This window comes from Lentzea roselyniae (genome assembly GCF_039537795.1).
GTDB lineage: Bacteria > Actinomycetota > Actinomycetes > Mycobacteriales > Pseudonocardiaceae > Lentzea > Lentzea atacamensis.
The window spans coordinates 47844-64135 of sequence record NZ_BAABBE010000003.1; the positions used below are offsets into that span (position 1 = coordinate 47844).

Here is a 16292-nt window from a genome sequence, read left to right on the forward strand (position 1 = left end):
CTCATGACAAGGGAATTCATCGAGCTGTTCTGCACGTGATCCGCATTCGGGCGGCTGCGAGTTTCCGCACAAAAGAATGGCCGGCCGTCGCGAAGACGGCCGGCCATTGCCGGGCAAATCGAACTAGTTCGCGGCCAGCGTCCAGCCCGTCCAGCCGGACCCGACCTGCGTGCCGGTCCCGAATCCGCCGTTCCCGGTCCCCAGCCACTGCCAGAGCGTGTTGTCCGAGGTCTGGATTGCGACGAGGTCGGCCTTGTTGTCCCCGTTGACGTCCATCGACGTCATCTGCCGGAACCCGTTCCAGCCGGACCCGACCTGCACCGCGGTGGCGAAGTCAGCACCGCTGCGCTTCCAGAAGTAGAGCTCGCCGGAGCTGTTGGTCGCCCAGATGTCGCCATCGCTGTCTCCGTCGGCGTCCGCGGCGGTGTGCCGGAACAGGCTCGCCCAGCCGGCGCCGACGAGGTCGCGCTCGGCGAACCTGCCGCTGCCGCGGCCGACGTAGAGGTACATGTTGCCGCCGTCGCGGGCCAGGATGTCCGCCCGGTTGTCGCCGTTGACGTCGCCGAACGCCACGTTCTCCATGGCCGCCCAGCCGGTGCCGACGGTCTGCGCCGAGCCGAAGGTGCCGTTGCCCTGGTTGTGCCAGTAGTAGAGGGTGCCGCTGCCGATGGCCCACAGGTCGGCCCAGCCGTCGGCGTTGGAGTCGCCGATGCCGATCTTCGAGAACCCGCCCCAGCCGGGGCCGAGCCGGGCGCCGGCCATGAAACCGCCGCCGGCCTTACCCTTGTAGATCCACGCCGTGCCGGACGGGTCGACGCCCAGCGCGTCGTCGTACTTGTCGCCGTTCACGCTCTTCGCCGGCAGCACGGGGGCAGGCGCGGCGCCGATTGCCGTGCGGGCGTCGTCCATGAACTGCTTGTAGGAGCCCGACTTGTAGGTCGACCACGGCGTCCAGTCGGTGCCCTGGTCGGAGATCCGGTACGCCTCCTTCGCGTTGCACGCGGCGTTGTAGGCGCAGGAGTCGCTGACCTCGCTGTGCCAGTAGTCGTTGATCTGCCAGAGGCCGCGGTCGACCGAGTTGTGGCTGTCGCTGTTCACGTACCGGGCGGACGGGTCGCAACGGGACTCCGCCATCCCGACCGCCACCGCGACGACGAGCTTCTCACCGGAGAACCCCGCGTTACGACCGTTGGACACGCACAGGTCGATGTCACCGGCGGCCTGAGCGGGCAGCACAACGCCCGTGCACAACGCGGCCGCCACCAGAAGTCCGGAAAGGATCCTCATCAGTTCACCGCCAGGGTGAAGCCGGCCCAGCCGCTGCCGATCTGGGTGGCCTTGCCGAACGTGCCGGCGCCACCGCCCAGCCACTGCCAGAGCGTGTTGTCGGACGTGCGGATGGCCACGAGGTCGGCCTTCGAGTCGCCGTTGACGTCCATCGCCACCAGATGGCGGAACCCGTTCCAGCCGGAGCCGACCTGCGCCGCGGTGGCGTAGCCGTCGGCGGTCTTCTTCCAGAAGTAGAGATCACCGGCGGAGTTGGTCGCCCAGATGTCGCCGTCGCCGTCCGCGTCGGCGTCCCCCGCCGTGTGCCTGAGCAGACCCGACCAGCCCTCACCGAGCAGCGACCGCGCGGCGAACGCGCCGCCGCCCTGGCCGGTGTAGACGTACATCTTGCCGCCGTCACGGGCGAGGATGTCGGTCTTGTTGTCGGCGTTGATGTCCACAAAGGACACGTATTCGAACGCGCCCCAGCCGGGGCCGACCTCCTGCGCCGTGCTGAACGTGGCGTTGCCGCGGTTGTTCCAGTAGTAGAGGGTGCCGTTGCCGACGGCGAACAGGTCCGCCCAGCCGTCGCCGTTCGAGTCGTTGATCGCGATGCGGCTGAACGCGCCCCAGCCGGCGCCCAGGCGCACGGCGGCGCTGAAGCCACCACCGGACCTGCCGTAGTAGACCCACGCTACGCCCTCGGAGTCGACGCCGATCGCGTCGTCGTACTTGTCGCCGTTGATGCTCTTGGCCGCCTTGTTGAGCGTGCCGCAGTTCTGGCTCACGTACGTCTCGGTGCCAGCGGCGTAGTCGAACGCGTCACCGTGGAACGAGGCGGGCCGGATGTAGTCGGGGTAGCTCTGGCCGCCGCCCCGGTTGCGGAACTCGAAGTGCAGGTGCGCGGAGAGGCCGGAGGTGTTGCCGTCGGTGTTGCCGACCGTGCCGATCACGTCTCCCTGCCGTACGACGTCGTTGAGGTGCACGGACTTCTTGTCGAGGTGGGCGTACAGCGTCGAGTAGCCGCCGCCGTGGTCGATCTCCACGTAGTTGCCGTAGGCGGAGGTTTCGCCGCCCTCCCACCGCACGGTGCCCGCCGCCGCGGCCAGCACCGGCTCACCGAGATCCTCGTTGCCCGTGGTGCCGGACATGTTCCAGTCGATCTCGTTGTTGCGGTGCGCGCTGCTGGAGCCCGAGTCGCCCTTCCAGGACGTGCCGCAGATGAACGGCAGCTCGAGCGCGGGAGCGGCGGCCTGGGCGGTGGGCGGGGCGAGTGCCAGCGCCATCGCGGCCACGGCGACGCCGATGACCGCTCTGCCGATTCTGGAAGACATCACGGAATCCATTTCTCTCGCGGTGGAGGTGGTCAGACCCTGACCAAATGCCGGCGCTTTCCGGCGTTCTGCGAGAAAATTTATGGAGCCGATCTACACGGCCTCTACACGTCATCTACAGCATTTCTCGCCCCGCATGTGGTGAACGCACGGCGAATGTCAGCATTTTGGCACTGTTTGTGCATCTTCCGGCCCGCCGACCTGCTGCTACGATCCGAAGCTGGTGGCCGGTCAGGGTGGGGAGCCTTGGGAAACACGGCGAGTTTCGAGATTCTGGGTCCGCTGAGGGTGGCCAACGCAGGCCAGCCGCTCAAGCCGGCCGGTCCACGGCAGCGCGCGTTGCTCGCCGCGCTGCTCGTGCGTGCCCGGCAACCCGTCAGCCTCGCCGGTCTCATCGACGCGTTGTGGGGCGAGAACCCGCCCGTGTCCGCCGTCGCGAACGTGCACACCTACGTGAGCCGGTTGCGCCGCGACCTCACCGACATCGGCCTGCCCCGCAGGCTCACCACCGACAGCGCGGGCTACCGGCTGCACGTCGAGCCGGACGAGCTGGACAGCGAGGTCTTCGAGGCCACGGCGGCGCGCGCCCGTGCCGCACTGGCGGCAGGGGACGCCGCGAAGGCCGTGGCGATCTGGCAGGAGGCGTGGCAGGTCTGGCGCGGCACGCTGCTGGAGGACGTCCCGCGCGCCGGCTGGCTGGAAGCCGACGTGGTCCGGCTGGAGGAGATGGCCGCCGCCGCGCGGGAGGACTCCGCCGACGCCCGGCTCGCCGCCGGCCAGTACGGCGCCCTGATCACCGAGCTCGGGGTGCAGGTCCGGCAGTTCCCGTTGCGCGAAGGCCTGTGGTGGCGCCTCATGCGGGCCCAGCACGAGGCGGGTCGCAGGGCGGAGGCGCTCGAGACCTACCGCGCGGTCCGCGAGGTGCTCGTCGACGCGCTCGGCGTCGACCCGTGCGACCAGATCCAGGACCTGCACCAGGAGATCCTGCGCGGCGGCAGACCCGAGGGCCTGAACCCGGTGCGCCCCATGCAGTTGCCGCCCGACGTCGACAACTTCACCGGCCGCGCCGCGGAACTGGCCGAGCTCCGCAAGGTCCTCACGCAACGCACCAGGTCCACTCTGGCCGCGATCACCGGCAAGGCGGGCGTCGGCAAGACGTCACTGGCGGTCCGCGCGGCCCACGAGGTCGGCGACCAGTTCGGCGGCGGCCAGCTCTACGTCCGCCTCGGCGGCACCGGCTCGTCGCCGCGCGACCCCGCGACCGTCCTCGCGGAACTGCTCATCGCGCTGGGGGTGCACCCGCACGCGGTCCCGGAGGACCTCGAGGCGCGCGCCGCGCTCTACCGCTCCCAGCTCGCCGCCCGCCAGGTCCTGATCGTCCTGGACGACGCGAAGAGCATGGCCCAGGTCCGCCCGCTGCTGCCCGGCTCCGACTCGTCCGCCGTCCTCGTCACCAGCCGCGTGCAGCTGGTCGGCGCGCAGACGGTGAACCTCGACGTGCTGGGCGCCGAGGACGCGGTCCGGTTGCTCGGCGAGATCGCCGGCGCGGACCGCATCACCGCGGAACCGGACGCGGCTGCCGCCGTCGCCCGCTACTGCGGCAACCTCCCGCTCGCGCTGCGCATCGCCGCCTCGCGCCTGGCCCGCCGCGGCCACTGGACGGTCGGCCGCCTCGCCGAACGCCTCGCCGGCGAGGGCACCCGGCTGAACGAGCTGCGCATCGACGACCTCGAAGCCCGCGCCAGCCTCGCGTGGAGCTACGACGCGCTCGACGAGGTGCAGCAGCGCGCGTTCCGGCTGCTCGGCCTGCTCGACGTGCCGGACTTCCCCGGCTGGGTCGTCGCGGCGCTGCTCGGCGTCGACGTGCCGGACGCCGAGGAGATCGTCGACAGCCTCGCCGACGTGCACCTGCTGGAGGTGTGGCAGGGCCGGTACCGCTTCCACGACCTGCTGCGGGTGTTCGCGAGGGAGCGCGCCAACGAGGTCGACTCCGCGGACGACCGTGCGAGCGCGCTGCACCGGGCCTTCGCCGCGTGGCTCGACCTCGCCGTCCAGGCCGAGTCCGGCCTGCCGTGCCGGTTCCTCAAGGTGCGGCTCGCTCCCGAACGCAGCGGGCTCGACACCGGTCGCCTGCTCGCGGATCCGCTGGCGTGGCTGGAAGCCGAACGGGACGCGCTCGTCGGTGTCGTCGAGCAGGCCCTCGAACTCGGCATGACGAGCCTGGCCTGCGACCTGGCCTGTGCGCTGACGACGTTGTTCGACCTGCGCAGCCACTACGACCTGTGGCGCCACACCCACGAGCTCGCGCTGAGCGCCGCCGTCGAGGACCGGCACCAGGCGATCCTGCACCAGGGGCTCGGCGCGCTGGCGTTCTACCGCGACCACTACGGCGAGGCGAGCGAGCACTTCGGCCAGGCGCAGGAGATCTTCGCCCGCACCGGCGAGCACCGCGGCCACGCCTACGCGAACCTCGGCCTCGGCAGCGTGCACCTTTTCCACGGCAGACTGGACGAGGCCGCGGTCCGGCTCGAGCGGTCCCGTGAGACGTTCGGCTGCTGCCAGGACGAGAGCGGCGAGGCGTTCGCGTTGCAGGCGCTCGGAATTGTCCACCGCAACCAGGGCAGGCTCGACGACGCCGCGCGGTGCCTCGGCAAGGCACTGGAGATCTTCCGCCGTCTGGGCAGCCGGTACGGGCAGGCCTGCGCGTTGTTCAGCCTCGGCCTGCACCACAAGGCCAGGGGAGACCTCTCCCAGACAGAACAGGCGCTGCTCGACGCCATCGAGCTGTTCCGCGCGGCCTCCTGCCCGCGTGACGAGGCGCTGGCGTTGCACGTCCTCGCCGCCAGCTACGCCGAGCAGGGCGACGCGGGCAAGGCGTCGGAGATGATGTCCCGCTCGCTCACCGTGTTCTCGCCGGAGGACGAGAGCGCAGGCAAGGCGGCCACCCTCTACAGCCTCGGCTGGGTCGCGCACCGCAACCAGCGTCCCGACGAGGCGGCCGCCTGTTTAGAGCAGGCGCTGCGGCTCTTCCAGCGCCTCGACATGCAGGTGCACGTCTCCAGGACCGTCAACGCGTTGCAGCAACTGGGGCTCACCGTCCAGGGCCGGTGAAGCCGACGGTGCTGACCAGCCGCCGTTGCAGCAGCAGGAAAACCAGCAGGCACGGCAGCCCGGTGACGGTCGCCGCGGACATCAGCTCGGGGATCGTGAGGTGCCCGGCGTCCAGTGTGGACAGACCGACCGTCAGCGTGCCGGTGTCGCCGGTCCCCGACACCACCAGCGGCCACAGGAAGTCGTTCCAGTGCCAGAGGAACACGAACACCGCGAGCGTCGCGAGCACCGGGCGGCACAGCGGCAGCACGACGTTCCAGTACACCCGCCAGTCCCCGGCGCCGTCGATCCGCGCGGCGTCGAACACCTCGTCCGGCAGCGCGCGGATGAACTGCCGGAGCAGCAGCACCGCCTGCGCGTTGGCGAGCGTCGGGATGATCAGTCCCCAGTAGGTGTCCGCCCAGCCGAGCAGCTGGATGATCACGATCGACGGCATCAGCACCGCGTGGAACGGCACCATCAGCGTCGACAGCAACGACCACAGCAGCACGTCCCGGCCGGGAAAACGCTTGCGCGCGAACACGTACGCGGCCATCGACGCCGAGAGCAGCACGGCGACGACCGACACCGCCGAGTAGATCACCGTGTTGCCGGTCCACCGCAGGAAGCTCTCCGTCGACAGCACCTGGACGATGTTGTCCAGGGTCAGCGACGCCGGCCACGCGTGCGGGAGCACCGGTGAGTAGCGCGGCGTCAGGGCGATCACCACCATCAGCGCGAACGGGCCGATCGCCAGCAGCGACACGACCGACAGCAGGATGGTCAGCCACACACGCGAACGCATCACGGGTTCCGTTCGAAAGCTCGGCGCTGGGTGAGTGACACCAGCAGCACGATGGCCCACAACACCAGCCCGGCCGCCGCGGCCTTGCCGATCTCGACGTACGTGAAGCCGTACTGGTACACCGCGTACGCCAGCGTGTAGCTGGCCCGCACCGGACCACCTCCGGTCATCACGTAGATGAGGTCGAAGACCTGGAACGCGCCGATGGTCTCCACCACGACGACGAAGAAGATCGCCGGCCGCAACGACGGCAGGATCATGTGCCGGAACCGTTGCCAAACGCTTGCACCGTCCACTTTGGCTGCTTCCAGGCAGTCGGCCGGCACGTTCCTGATGCCCGCGAGCAGGACCAGCATCGCGTAGCCGAACCCCTTCCACACCCCGACGACGGCGAGCGCGGGCAGCACCGTCGACGGATCCCGCAGCAGGCCCGCGGGCTCGAACAACCACTTCCAGATCACGCCGCTCAGCACCAGGCTCGTGACGTACGGCGCGAGCAACGCGGCACGGAAGAACCCGCGTCCCCACGGCACCGAGTGCAGCAGGAGCGCGGTCCCCAGCGCGACCACGAGGATGAGCGGCACGTAGATCGCGGCGTAGGTCAGGGTCGTGCGCAGGCTCGCCAGGAAGTGGTCGTCCCGCACGAGGCTCGCGTAGTTCTCCGTGCCTGCGAACTCCACGTCGCCGCCCGGCTGGTAGTCGGTGACGCTCAGCCCGGCCGCTCCCAGCATCGGCAGGAACCGGAACGCGCCGAACAGCACCAGCACGGGCAGCAGGAACACCAGCACCGTCAGCGGTTCGCGCAGCCGGCTCATCGCTTCTGCTGCAGCAACGCGTCGACCTCTACCGCCGCGTCGGCGAGCGCCTGCTCGGGTGTCCTCTCGCCGAGCAGCGCGGCCTGCAGGTGCGGTGCCAGCAGCCCCATCACCTTGCGCGCCTGCGGATGCGTGTCCCCGGCCCTGGCGAACTCCAGCGCCTGCGCGAAACCCTTGTCCACGTCGTCGACGACGGGCGGCGTGGCGCCGGTCCACGGCAGGAAGAAGCCGGAGTGGACGCACAGCTCCTCGATGACCTTCGGCGTGGTCATGTAGGACAGGAACTTCCGGGCCGCGTCGGGATTCTTGGCCGTGCGCAGCAACGACAGCGCTCCGGGCTGCCCGAACGTCACCTGCGCCCTGTGCCGCAGGGGAGCGCCGACCACCGTGTTCTCCGCGCCGGCCGAGCGGACGACGTTGCGGGCCGTCGTCGAGACCATGGAGTGCGACATCGCGGCCTTTCCTGCCGCCACCGCGTCGTCCACGAGCCGGGCGCGCTTGGTCGCGGCGTCGCGCGGCAGGCCGCCCATCGCGTTGAGGTCGACGAGGAACCGCAACGCGTCAACGCCTTGTGCCGACGAGAAAGCGCTCTTCGTGCCCTCCTCGTTGAACACGCTGCCACCCGCCTGCCACAGCAGCGGGTAGAAGGTCATGTTGAGCGTCTCCTCGGTGGAGCCCGCGTAGTCGAGCACCGGGACGCCCTTCGCGGCGAGCTTCGGCGCCGCGGCCCTCACCTCGTCCCACGTGTCCGGCAACTCGGTGATGCCGGCCTCGGTGAAGAGCTTGCGGTTGTACACCGTCGTCGTGACGGTCTGGTACAGCGGCAGCCCGTAGGTCTGGTCCCCGACCGTCAGCGCGGTGATCGCCGACGGCCGGTACTGGCGGTCACCGGCCTTCAGCACGTCGCCGACCGGCAGCAGCGCCTTCTCCTCCACGTACTGGGGAATCATGTCCGGCTGCAGCAGCACGACGTCCGGCCCGCTGCCCGCCATGAGCGCGGCGCCGAGCTTCTCCTGCCTGCTCTCCCACGGCTGCAGCTCGATGCGGACCTTCAGGCCGTGCTCGGCCTCGAAACCCGCCTCGACCTTCTGCCAGTAGGCCCGGTTCTGCGCCTGGTCGGCGATTACCGGGTACATCCACAGCGTCACGGCGTCGTCGCCGGGCTGGGCACCGCAGCCGGTGAGCGTCGCGACCGTGCAGGCTGCGACGAGCGCTGCCGTTCTCTTCATGCGGCTTGGTCCGTTTCGATGCCGAAGAGGCGCGCGGCGTTGCGCCACATCACGTGTTCGTACTCGTCCTCGGTGAGGGCGGCATCCACTACTACACCCATCGCGATGGCCGGGTCGACCAAGGTGCTGTCGGTGCCGAACAGCATCTGCTCCAGCGGCACCCGGTCGAGCGCGTACCGGTAGCGGCCGGCGTCGGTGATCGAGCAGCACGGTTCGAGGTAGAGCCGGTCGGTGCGGGTGGCGGCCTCCACCGCCGTCCGCCACGCCGGTCCGCCCATGTGCCCGGCGATCACCCGCAGGCCGGGATGCCGTTCCAGCACGTCGACCAGGCCGAGCACGGACTCGTCCCAGGTGTGGACGAGCACCGGCAGACCGGCCTGCGCGGCGAGCGCCATCGTGTCCTGGATCGCCTTCGACAGCAGCGTCTGGCCGGGATAGGTGGTGTGCACCTTGACACCGACGAACCTGCCGGTCGGCTGGTACTTCTCCAGCTCGCGCGCCCCGGCCGCGAGGTCGTTCGGGTTCACCACGACGTAGCCGAGCAGCCGCGGGTGGGCCTCCAGCACCTCGGCCATCCACCTGTTGCCCGCGACCATGTCGTAGGTGACGGCCTCCGACGCGGAGACGATCTGCCGGTCGATGCCGTAGCGGTCCATCAGGGTGATGTTGAGCTCGGCGGCACCGACGTCCGTGGCGAAGAACCACGGCCCGGCGTGCGCGTGAACGTCGATGATCACAGTGCTTCTCCCAGCCACCCGGCCGCGGTGCCCCCGGCGACCTGTTTCCACTCCTGTTTGGTCAGACCCGCCATGCGCAGCCGCAGCGCGGACGGCATGACGTCGTGCAGCGGCGTCCGCGACCCGTACGCGAGGTGGTGCGCGCCGACCTCGCCGGCGATCCGCTCGATCGAGTCCGGGCCCACCAGCATCCTCGTCGAGGCCACGAAACCGGGCTCGCGGCGGGCCGTCACGACGAAGTCCGCCACCCGGTAGGCGTGCACGTCGAGGAAGCACACCCGCGCGCCGCGGTCGGCGAACGGCCGCCAGAACTGGCTGAAGTCACCGCTCGTCAGCAGCACCAGGTCGTGGCCGACGGCGGTGTCGATGATCGCGGCGAGGCCGGGGGAGCCCGGTTCCACCCACTGCTCGGGCGGGAAGAGCCGCAGGATCTTCACCCCGGCCTCGGCGAGCCTGCCGATCTCGTCCTCGGCGCCGAGCGCGTCGCGGATGTCCACGCTGCCGACGGGCACGAACCGCTGCTGCTGCTCGGTGGCTTTGCGGGTCTCGTCGTTGCCGGAGCAGACGTCGAACAACGCACCGCGCAGCGAGCACAGCAGGCCGCGGCGGATCCCGTGGCTCTCCTGCTGATGGGCCACCGCGTCCAGCGACGCGTCCAGCTGCCGGTGCGGAACCGCGCCGAACAGCACGTCGACGTCGATGCCGATCTCGTGCCGCTCGGCGGGTACCGGGGGAAGTCTCACCATGAGAGGCAGTCTGGTGACCGCCTCTACACGTCCCCTACACGGTCATTTCCCCTGCGTGGCCGCTGGCACGGCGATGGTGGTGACGAGGATGTCGCCCTGCACCAGCCAGCGGCCTCCGAACCCGGCGACGGGGGTGTCGGGCAGCAGGATGCGCGAGTGGAAGGTGCCGTCGGCGTTGAGGGTGATGTCGGCGTCCTCGAAGCCCAGCCACCGCTGCGTGAGCGGGTACCAGGCCTTGTAGGTGGACTCCTTGGCGCTGAACAGGAGCCGGTCCCAGCAGATCTTCGGGTCGTCGACCTTCAGCCCCGGCATCCTGCGCAGCTCCGCCGGGATCGCGATGGCGTTCAGCACGCCCTCCGGTGCAGGGGCGTGCGGTTCGGCGTCGATGCCGATGGTGAGGAAGTCGCTGGTCAGCGCCAGCGCAGCGGCTCGGAAGCCGGCGCAGTGGGTGAGGCTGCCGACGACGCCCTCCGGCCACTGCGGCTCCCGCTTCGGGCCTGGCAGGATCGCCACCGGTGCCAGGCCGAGACGTTTCATCGCCTCACGGGCGCACCAGCGGGCCGTGCCGAACTCGAACCTGCGCTTCGGCACGGCGTTGCCGACGAGCGCCTCCTCCTCGGGGAAGAGCTCGACGGGCAGATCGTCGTCGTACCGCTCCACCGCCGCGATCGGCGGGGGAAGAAGCTGTTCCAGCACCTATGACTCCCGCAGCACGTCGTGCAGCTTCACCTGGGTGGTGCCGCGTGGTTTCCACTCGCGCGGATAGCCGAGCGAGACCTCGTCGAAGCGCACGCCGTCGTAGTGCGTCGTGCGCGGGATGTGCAGGTGGCCGTAGACCATCTCGACCGCGTTGAACCTGCGGTGCCAGTCCGCGGTCAGCGTCGTGCCGCACCAGAGCGCGAACTCGGGGTAGCGCAGCACGAACGTGGGGTCGCGGACGAGCGGGTAGTGGTTGATGAGCACGGTCGGGCCGGTGACCTCCTTCAGGCGTTCCTCGGTCTCCGCGACCCGTGCCCGGCACCACGCCTCGCGGGACGGGTACGGGTCGGGGTGCAGGAAGTACTCGTCCGTGCACACCACTCCCGCCTCGTGCGCGATGGCGAGGGCCGACTGCACGTCCGTGGCGCCATGCGGCCGAAAGGAGTAGTCGTAGCCGAGGAACAGTGGACAGACAGTGACCGGGCCTCCGTCGCCCTCGAAGACCACGTACGGATCTTCCGGGGTGATCACGTCCAGGCTGCGGCACAGCTCGACGAGCTGCTTGTAGCGCATCTCCCCGCGGGCCTGGTTCTCGTCGTCCTTCGTGGTCCAGAGCTCGTGGTTGCCGGGCGACCAGACGACCTGCGCGAACCGCTGCCGCAGTGTCCGCAGAGTCCATTCCACGTCGGTGAACTTCTCGCCGACGTCCCCGGCGATGATCAGCCAGTCCTCCTGGCCGGATGAGGCGATCGCGTCCACGACCCGGCGGTTGTCCTGGTAGGAGACGTGCAGGTCGCTCGTGGCCAGAAGCTTCACAGTTCGAACGGTATCTCTGGCGTCAACGACCGGGATCACTACCGTCCGGTGGCGAGCGGTCCGTGAACGGCCGGCGACACTCGGTCGTGGGAACCATGCCCCGACCGGTTATCCGTTCGTCGCAGACAGTGGGCCACTCGTCTCAACAGGGCAAGCCGCGTATCGCCGGTGTACGCCCGCTCATCGCCTTCCACGGCCCACGTACTTACCGGTTTTCTGACCGCCTTCTTACTGTGAGCGCTGTCACCTGACGGAAAAGTCCTGGCGGAGGACCACACCATGACCGACTCACAGTTCGCTCGCACCCCGGACCCGCGTCTCGCGCGGCAGGTCCCGCCCCGTCAAGTGCCCCAGCGGCCCCTTCCCCCGCGGCAGGCCCCGGTCGGCCAGGTGCCGGCCCGCTACGGCCAGCCCGTGGACCCGCGTCTCGCCGCGAACCCCTCGTTCCGCCGCACCGTCGGCGCCGAGATCCGCCAGGCGCAGCAGCACTCGGCCTACGCCGTCCCCCAGCGCCGCACCACGGCCGAGGACACGGCACTGGCCACCCTGCTCCGCTCCCGTCAGCGCGCCGAGTCCGCTCGCCAGGACGCACGGCCCGTCGACGCCGCGCCGCGCCAGGACTCCTGGATGCGCACGTCCTGGCCGGAGCACGGCGCAGAGCCCGGTCGCGGTGACGTCATCGAACAGCTCTCGGCGCGCCTGGTCTCGCCGAACCTGTGGGCCGTGGTCGAGCCGCTGATCCCGCCGGCCAAGGTCCGCCGCCAGGGTGGCGGCCGGGGCCGCGTGTGCAACCGCTCGGTCTTCACCGCGATCGTCTTCGTGCTCTCCTCCGGCTGCGCGTGGCGGCACCTGCCGGCGTCGTTCGGCGTGACCGTGCCGACCGTGCACCGCCGGTTCCAGGAGTGGACCGACCTCGGCCTGTGGGTCCGCCTGCGCCGTGCGGCCGCCGAGGGCGCGTGCGGTACCGAAGAGATCGACTGGATCCGGGCGGTGCTGGACGCGGCCGACCGTCGTGCCGCGAAGGCCGCCAGCTGATCTCCTGGATTTGGCCGGGGTCATCCTGAACAAGGGTGGCCCCGGTCGGTCAAGTGGAGCCGGTGTGGGCGAGGTGCGTGCGGCAGACCCGGCAGCGGAACAGGTAGGCCGTGGGTGGGTCGTCCCGGCTGAGCGCGGCGACGTACGCGCTGATGGCGTCATCCGACCACCCCAGGAGTTCCGCGCGCACGGCGTTGAGCGCCGCCGTGTTCAGCTCGTCGCCGCCGGCCCTGCCGAGGAACTCGGCCCCGTCGCCGCAGTGGAACAGCCACCGCTCCTGCTGCCAGCCCGAGAATCCCGGTGTGCGCCGGCAGATCTCGTCCACCACCGCGTGGGGGACTCCGTCGGGCGCGAAGGCATCGGTGAAGGTGGCGTCGAACGCCGCGGCCGCGCTCCCGTCCTTGATGCACCACGGGCACAACGAGCCTCATCTTCGCTCACACGTCGCTGATGCCCGCGTGGTACTTCGGCACCCGCACGGTGATCTTCGTGCCGAGCCCGCACGCCGTCTCCACCACGAGCCCGTACTCGTCGCCGTACACGCGCCGCAGCCGTTCGTCGATGTTGCCGAGCCCGATGCCGGCGGACTCGTCCACCTGCCCGGCCAGCGTCCGGCGGAGCTTCTCCGGGTCCATGCCGATGCCGTCGTCCTCGATGGTGATCTGGGCTTCGGCGCCGCTGTCGTTGGCGTAGATCTGGATGTGCCCCGGCTCGACCTTGCCCTCCATGCCGTGCCGCACCGCGTTCTCCACCAACGGTTGCAGACAGAGGAACGGCACCGTGACCGGCAGCACCTCCGGCGCCACCTGCAAGGTCACCTTGAGCCGTTCGCCGAACCGCGCCCGCTCCAGCGCGAGGTACTGGTCGATCGAACGGAGCTCCTCGGCCAGCGTCGTGAAGTCGCCGTGGCGCCGGAACGAGTACCGCGTGAAGTCCGCGAAGTCCAGGAGCAGGGTCCGCGCGCGCTCCGGGTTGGTCCGCACGTAGGAAGCGATGGCGGACAACGAGTTGTAGATGAAGTGCGGCGAGATCTGCGCGCGCAACGCACGCACCTCCGCCTCCACCAGCCGGGTCCGCGACCGGTCCAGCTCGGCGAGCTCCAGCTGCCCGGCGGCCCACCGCGCCACCTGGTTCGTCGCCCGCACGAGGCCGGCCGACGCCTCACGTGAGTAGGCGGCCAGCGTCCCGACGACCCGGCCCTCCACGGTGAGAGGGGCGACGACCGCGCAGTTGATCGGGCAGTTCGGTTCGGTGCAGCCGATGTCGTACGCCTGGGTGCGCCCGGTCACGAACACGTCCTCGGCCTGCGTCATGGCGTCGGCCGCGTGGTGGTCGGAAACCCCTTCCCACGCGACGACTTCCGTCTCGTCGGTCAGCGCCAGCGCCGGTGTGTCCAGCAGGGTGCGCAGGTGCCGCGCGGACTTCTTCGCCGCGTCCGGCACCAGGCCGGCGCGCAGCGGGGGAGCGGCGGACCACGCCGTGTGCAGTGTCTCGTAAGTGACGCGCTGGGCCTCGGTGGAGAGCGACTGCTTGTTGCGCGTGCCCCGCCACAGAACGAGAACGGCCGCTCCACCGACGATGAGGATCGCGGCGGCGGTGAGGAAGTCCTGCATCTCGCATCACCTTCTAGGAGCGCTCGTCGGCCGTGGTGGACCCCGAGCCGTCCAGCCCGAGGTTCTCGGGTGCGTGGAGCTTGACCATCGTCCGCTGCACGCCCGGCGGCACGTGCCGCCGGGTGAGCAGGGAGACGACGTACATGACGGAGAAGCCGAGCGGCACCGTCCACGCGGCAGGGCGCGAGAGCAGCACCGTGTACCAGGAGTCGCCGGTGTCGGTGAACATCGTGACGAGGCCGGCGGTCAGCGCGGGCACCCCGCCCGCGAGCATGCCGGCGATGGCGCCGATGGTCGTTATTCGCGACGACCAGATTCCCAGCATCAGCAACGGGCACAGGGACGAGGCCGCGACCGCGAACGCCAGGCCGACCATGTCCGCGACGGGCATGCCGGTCGACACGAACGTCATCGCGAGCGGCACGATGCCCGCGAGCACCGTGGAGATCCGGAAGCCGCGCACACCGCCGAGCCGCAGCACGTCCTGCGACAGCACGCCCGCCAGCGACACGACCAGGCCCGACGACGTCGACAGGAACGCCGCGAACGCGCCACCGGCCACCAGCGCGCCGAGCAGCTGGCCGCCGATGCCGTCGATCATCCTGGCGGGCAGCACCAGCACCACGGCGTCGGTCTGGCCGGTCATCAGCAACTCGGGCGTGTACAGGCGGCCCAGGGCACCGTAGAGCGGCGGCATCAGGTAGAAGACCGACAGCAGGCCGAGCACGATCAGCGTCGTCCGGCGCGCGGCCGAGCCGTTCGGGTTGGTGTAGAAGCGCACGATCACGTGCGGCAGGCCCATCGTGCCCAGGAACGTCGCGATGATGAGCGAATACACGCCGTACAACGGGAAGCGTTGCCCGCTCGACTCCGGTTGCGCCCACGACTCGTTGGTGTTGTGGGCCATTGTGGACACGTGCGGCACGGGGGCGCCTTGGGGGAAGGTGAACTCCGAGCCGTGCCCGATGCGGTGGTAGCCGTCGGTCAGCACGTGGCCCGCGTTCTCGATGCGGAGCCCGTCGATCTCGCCGGTGCCGTTGATGAAGATGGACTGCTCGGCGTGGATCGTGGTCTGGTGGCTGAAGGTGACCTTGGTGTCCTGCCGGAACTGCGGGTACTCCGGCTTGGTCATCGACTCCGCGCCGTGCACCTGCCACACCACGATCAGGAACACGATCGGCACGGTGATCGCGGTCAGCTTGAGCCAGTACTGGAACGCCTGCACGAACGTGATCGACCGCATGCCGCCGGACATCACGTTCACCGTCACGACGACCGCGACGATCAGCGCGCCCACCCAATCCGGCGCGCCCGTCACGGTGTTGAGCGTCAGGCCCGCGCCTTCCAGCTGTGGCAACAGGTACAGCCACCCGATCGCCAGCGCCAGAACCGACGCGACCCCGCGCACCACCCGTGACCGGAAGCGAGCTTCCGCGAAGTCCGGCAGCGTGTAGGCACCGGAGCGACGCAGCGGAGCGGCGACCATCGTCAGCAGCACCAGGTATCCGGCGGTGTAGCCGACCGGGAACCACAGCATGTCCGGCCCGTAGGCGAAGATCAGCCCGGCGATGCCGACGAACGACGCGGCGGACAGGTACTCGCCACCGATTGCGGACGCGTTCCACCACGGGGACACCGTGCGCGAGGCGACGTAGAAGTCCGACGTGGTGCGGGAAACGCGCAGTCCGTAGGCACCGACCAGGATCGTGCCCAGTGCGACGATCAGCACCGCCACGATGGCGTAACCACTCGTCATGGACGTTCGACCAGCTCCGCGAACTCGCGTTCACTGCGCTCGGCCTGCCGCACGTAGAACCAGCCGGCCAGCAGGAGCATCGGGAACGTCGCCACGCACAGCAGGAACCACGGCAGCCCGAGCCCGAGCACCTGGGCCTTGCCCAGGTCCGGTTCGATCGTGAACAGCAGCGGCAGGAGGCCCAGCGACGTGCACACGACGAGGCACACCGACAGCCCGAGCCGCCGTTGCGCCTTGATCAGCGTGCGCATGTAGACGGCGCCGAGCTCGCTCTGCTCGTTGATCTCGCGCGTGCCCGAGTACGGGCGGCGCGCACGCGGTGCCCTCGTGCGCGGGCTCGTCACCACCACA

At 70.0% G+C, this 16292-nt stretch carries 14 protein-coding genes and 1 pseudogene; 2 read left to right on the forward strand and 13 right to left on the reverse strand.

The window, feature by feature from the left end:
- Positions 1-123 precede the first annotated feature (123 nt).
- Positions 124-1287 (reverse strand): FG-GAP-like repeat-containing protein, encoded by a 1164-nt coding sequence (locus ABFX45_RS05565; RefSeq protein ID WP_346128115.1) that lies wholly within the window; start codon positions 1285-1287, stop codon positions 124-126.
- Positions 1287-2600: an FG-GAP-like repeat-containing protein gene (locus tag ABFX45_RS05570; protein WP_346128117.1), complete on the reverse strand. Its 1314-nt coding sequence runs from the start codon at positions 2598-2600 to the stop codon at positions 1287-1289. Before ABFX45_RS05570 ends, ABFX45_RS05565 begins: the two co-directional genes overlap by 1 nt.
- A gap of 288 nt (positions 2601-2888) precedes the next feature.
- Between ABFX45_RS05570 and ABFX45_RS05575 the strand changes: the two genes are divergently transcribed.
- Complete coding sequence (locus ABFX45_RS05575; protein WP_170155332.1) at positions 2889-5711, forward strand: AfsR/SARP family transcriptional regulator; 2823 nt, start codon at positions 2889-2891, stop codon at positions 5709-5711.
- Here ABFX45_RS05575 and ABFX45_RS05580 read toward each other — a convergent pair.
- From ABFX45_RS05580 to ABFX45_RS05610, 7 genes are read right to left on the reverse strand one after another with little or no spacing between them, the layout of a single operon-like run.
- Complete coding sequence (locus ABFX45_RS05580) at positions 5692-6495, reverse strand: carbohydrate ABC transporter permease (RefSeq protein ID WP_109641782.1); 804 nt, start codon at positions 6493-6495, stop codon at positions 5692-5694. The genes ABFX45_RS05575 and ABFX45_RS05580 overlap by 20 nt on opposite strands.
- Positions 6495-7310 (reverse strand): carbohydrate ABC transporter permease, encoded by an 816-nt coding sequence (locus ABFX45_RS05585; protein WP_346128120.1) that lies wholly within the window; start codon positions 7308-7310, stop codon positions 6495-6497. Before ABFX45_RS05585 ends, ABFX45_RS05580 begins: the two co-directional genes overlap by 1 nt.
- The gene (locus ABFX45_RS05590; RefSeq protein WP_109641713.1) at positions 7307-8539 is read right to left on the reverse strand and encodes an ABC transporter substrate-binding protein; all 1233 of its coding nucleotides are present in this window, start codon (positions 8537-8539) and stop codon (positions 7307-7309) included. Before ABFX45_RS05590 ends, ABFX45_RS05585 begins: the two co-directional genes overlap by 4 nt.
- Complete coding sequence (locus ABFX45_RS05595) at positions 8536-9276, reverse strand: amidohydrolase family protein (protein WP_109641712.1); 741 nt, start codon at positions 9274-9276, stop codon at positions 8536-8538. The genes ABFX45_RS05590 and ABFX45_RS05595 overlap by 4 nt, the downstream gene beginning before the upstream one ends.
- Entirely contained in the window at positions 9273-10022 is a 750-nt protein-coding gene (locus ABFX45_RS05600; RefSeq protein ID WP_109641711.1) for an amidohydrolase family protein, read from the reverse strand. The genes ABFX45_RS05595 and ABFX45_RS05600 overlap by 4 nt, the downstream gene beginning before the upstream one ends.
- Positions 10023-10064: 42 nt before the next feature.
- Positions 10065-10718: a 4'-phosphopantetheinyl transferase family protein gene (locus ABFX45_RS05605; protein WP_109641710.1), complete on the reverse strand. Its 654-nt coding sequence runs from the start codon at positions 10716-10718 to the stop codon at positions 10065-10067.
- Complete coding sequence (locus ABFX45_RS05610) at positions 10719-11537, reverse strand: metallophosphoesterase family protein (RefSeq protein ID WP_233440225.1); 819 nt, start codon at positions 11535-11537, stop codon at positions 10719-10721. It abuts the gene before it with no gap.
- Positions 11538-12164: 627 nt separating this feature from the next.
- Between ABFX45_RS05610 and ABFX45_RS05615 the strand changes: the two are divergent.
- Positions 12165-12569: pseudogene (locus tag ABFX45_RS05615) on the forward strand (transposase); the annotation flags it as partial.
- 52 nt (positions 12570-12621) lie between these two features.
- On the opposite strand, the gene ABFX45_RS05620 reads toward ABFX45_RS05615, so the two are convergent.
- From ABFX45_RS05620 to ABFX45_RS05635, 4 genes are read right to left on the reverse strand one after another with little or no spacing between them, the layout of a single operon-like run.
- Entirely contained in the window at positions 12622-12993 is a 372-nt protein-coding gene (locus tag ABFX45_RS05620) for a CbrC family protein (protein ID WP_346128124.1), read from the reverse strand.
- 16 nt (positions 12994-13009) lie between these two features.
- On the reverse strand, positions 13010-14185 hold the full coding sequence (locus ABFX45_RS05625) for a sensor histidine kinase (RefSeq protein ID WP_346128126.1): 1176 nt from the start codon (positions 14183-14185) through the stop codon (positions 13010-13012).
- A 13-nt stretch (positions 14186-14198) separates the two neighbouring features.
- Entirely contained in the window at positions 14199-15941 is a 1743-nt protein-coding gene (locus ABFX45_RS05630; protein WP_346128128.1) for a sodium/solute symporter, read from the reverse strand.
- The gene (locus ABFX45_RS05635) at positions 15938-16285 is read right to left on the reverse strand and encodes a hypothetical protein (protein ID WP_233440224.1); all 348 of its coding nucleotides are present in this window, start codon (positions 16283-16285) and stop codon (positions 15938-15940) included. Before ABFX45_RS05635 ends, ABFX45_RS05630 begins: the two co-directional genes overlap by 4 nt.
- Positions 16286-16292 lie beyond the last annotated feature (7 nt).

Excerpts from the sequence above, each read along its gene's own strand:
- ABFX45_RS05565 (WP_346128115.1), bottom strand. The coding sequence starts at position 1,287 with ATGAGGATCCTTTCCGGACTTCTGGTGGCGGCCGCGTTGTGCACGGGC.
- ABFX45_RS05630 (WP_346128128.1), bottom strand. The coding sequence starts at position 15,941 with ATGACGAGTGGTTACGCCATCGTGGCGGTGCTGATCGTCGCACTGGGC.
- ABFX45_RS05570 (WP_346128117.1), bottom strand. The coding sequence starts at position 2,600 with ATGTCTTCCAGAATCGGCAGAGCGGTCATCGGCGTCGCCGTGGCCGCG.
- ABFX45_RS05625 (WP_346128126.1), bottom strand. The coding sequence starts at position 14,185 with ATGCAGGACTTCCTCACCGCCGCCGCGATCCTCATCGTCGGTGGAGCG.
- ABFX45_RS05585 (WP_346128120.1), bottom strand. The coding sequence starts at position 7,310 with ATGAGCCGGCTGCGCGAACCGCTGACGGTGCTGGTGTTCCTGCTGCCC.
- ABFX45_RS05590 (WP_109641713.1), bottom strand. The coding sequence starts at position 8,539 with ATGAAGAGAACGGCAGCGCTCGTCGCAGCCTGCACGGTCGCGACGCTC.
- ABFX45_RS05580 (WP_109641782.1), bottom strand. The coding sequence starts at position 6,495 with ATGCGTTCGCGTGTGTGGCTGACCATCCTGCTGTCGGTCGTGTCGCTG.
- ABFX45_RS05600 (WP_109641711.1), bottom strand. The coding sequence starts at position 10,022 with ATGGTGAGACTTCCCCCGGTACCCGCCGAGCGGCACGAGATCGGCATC.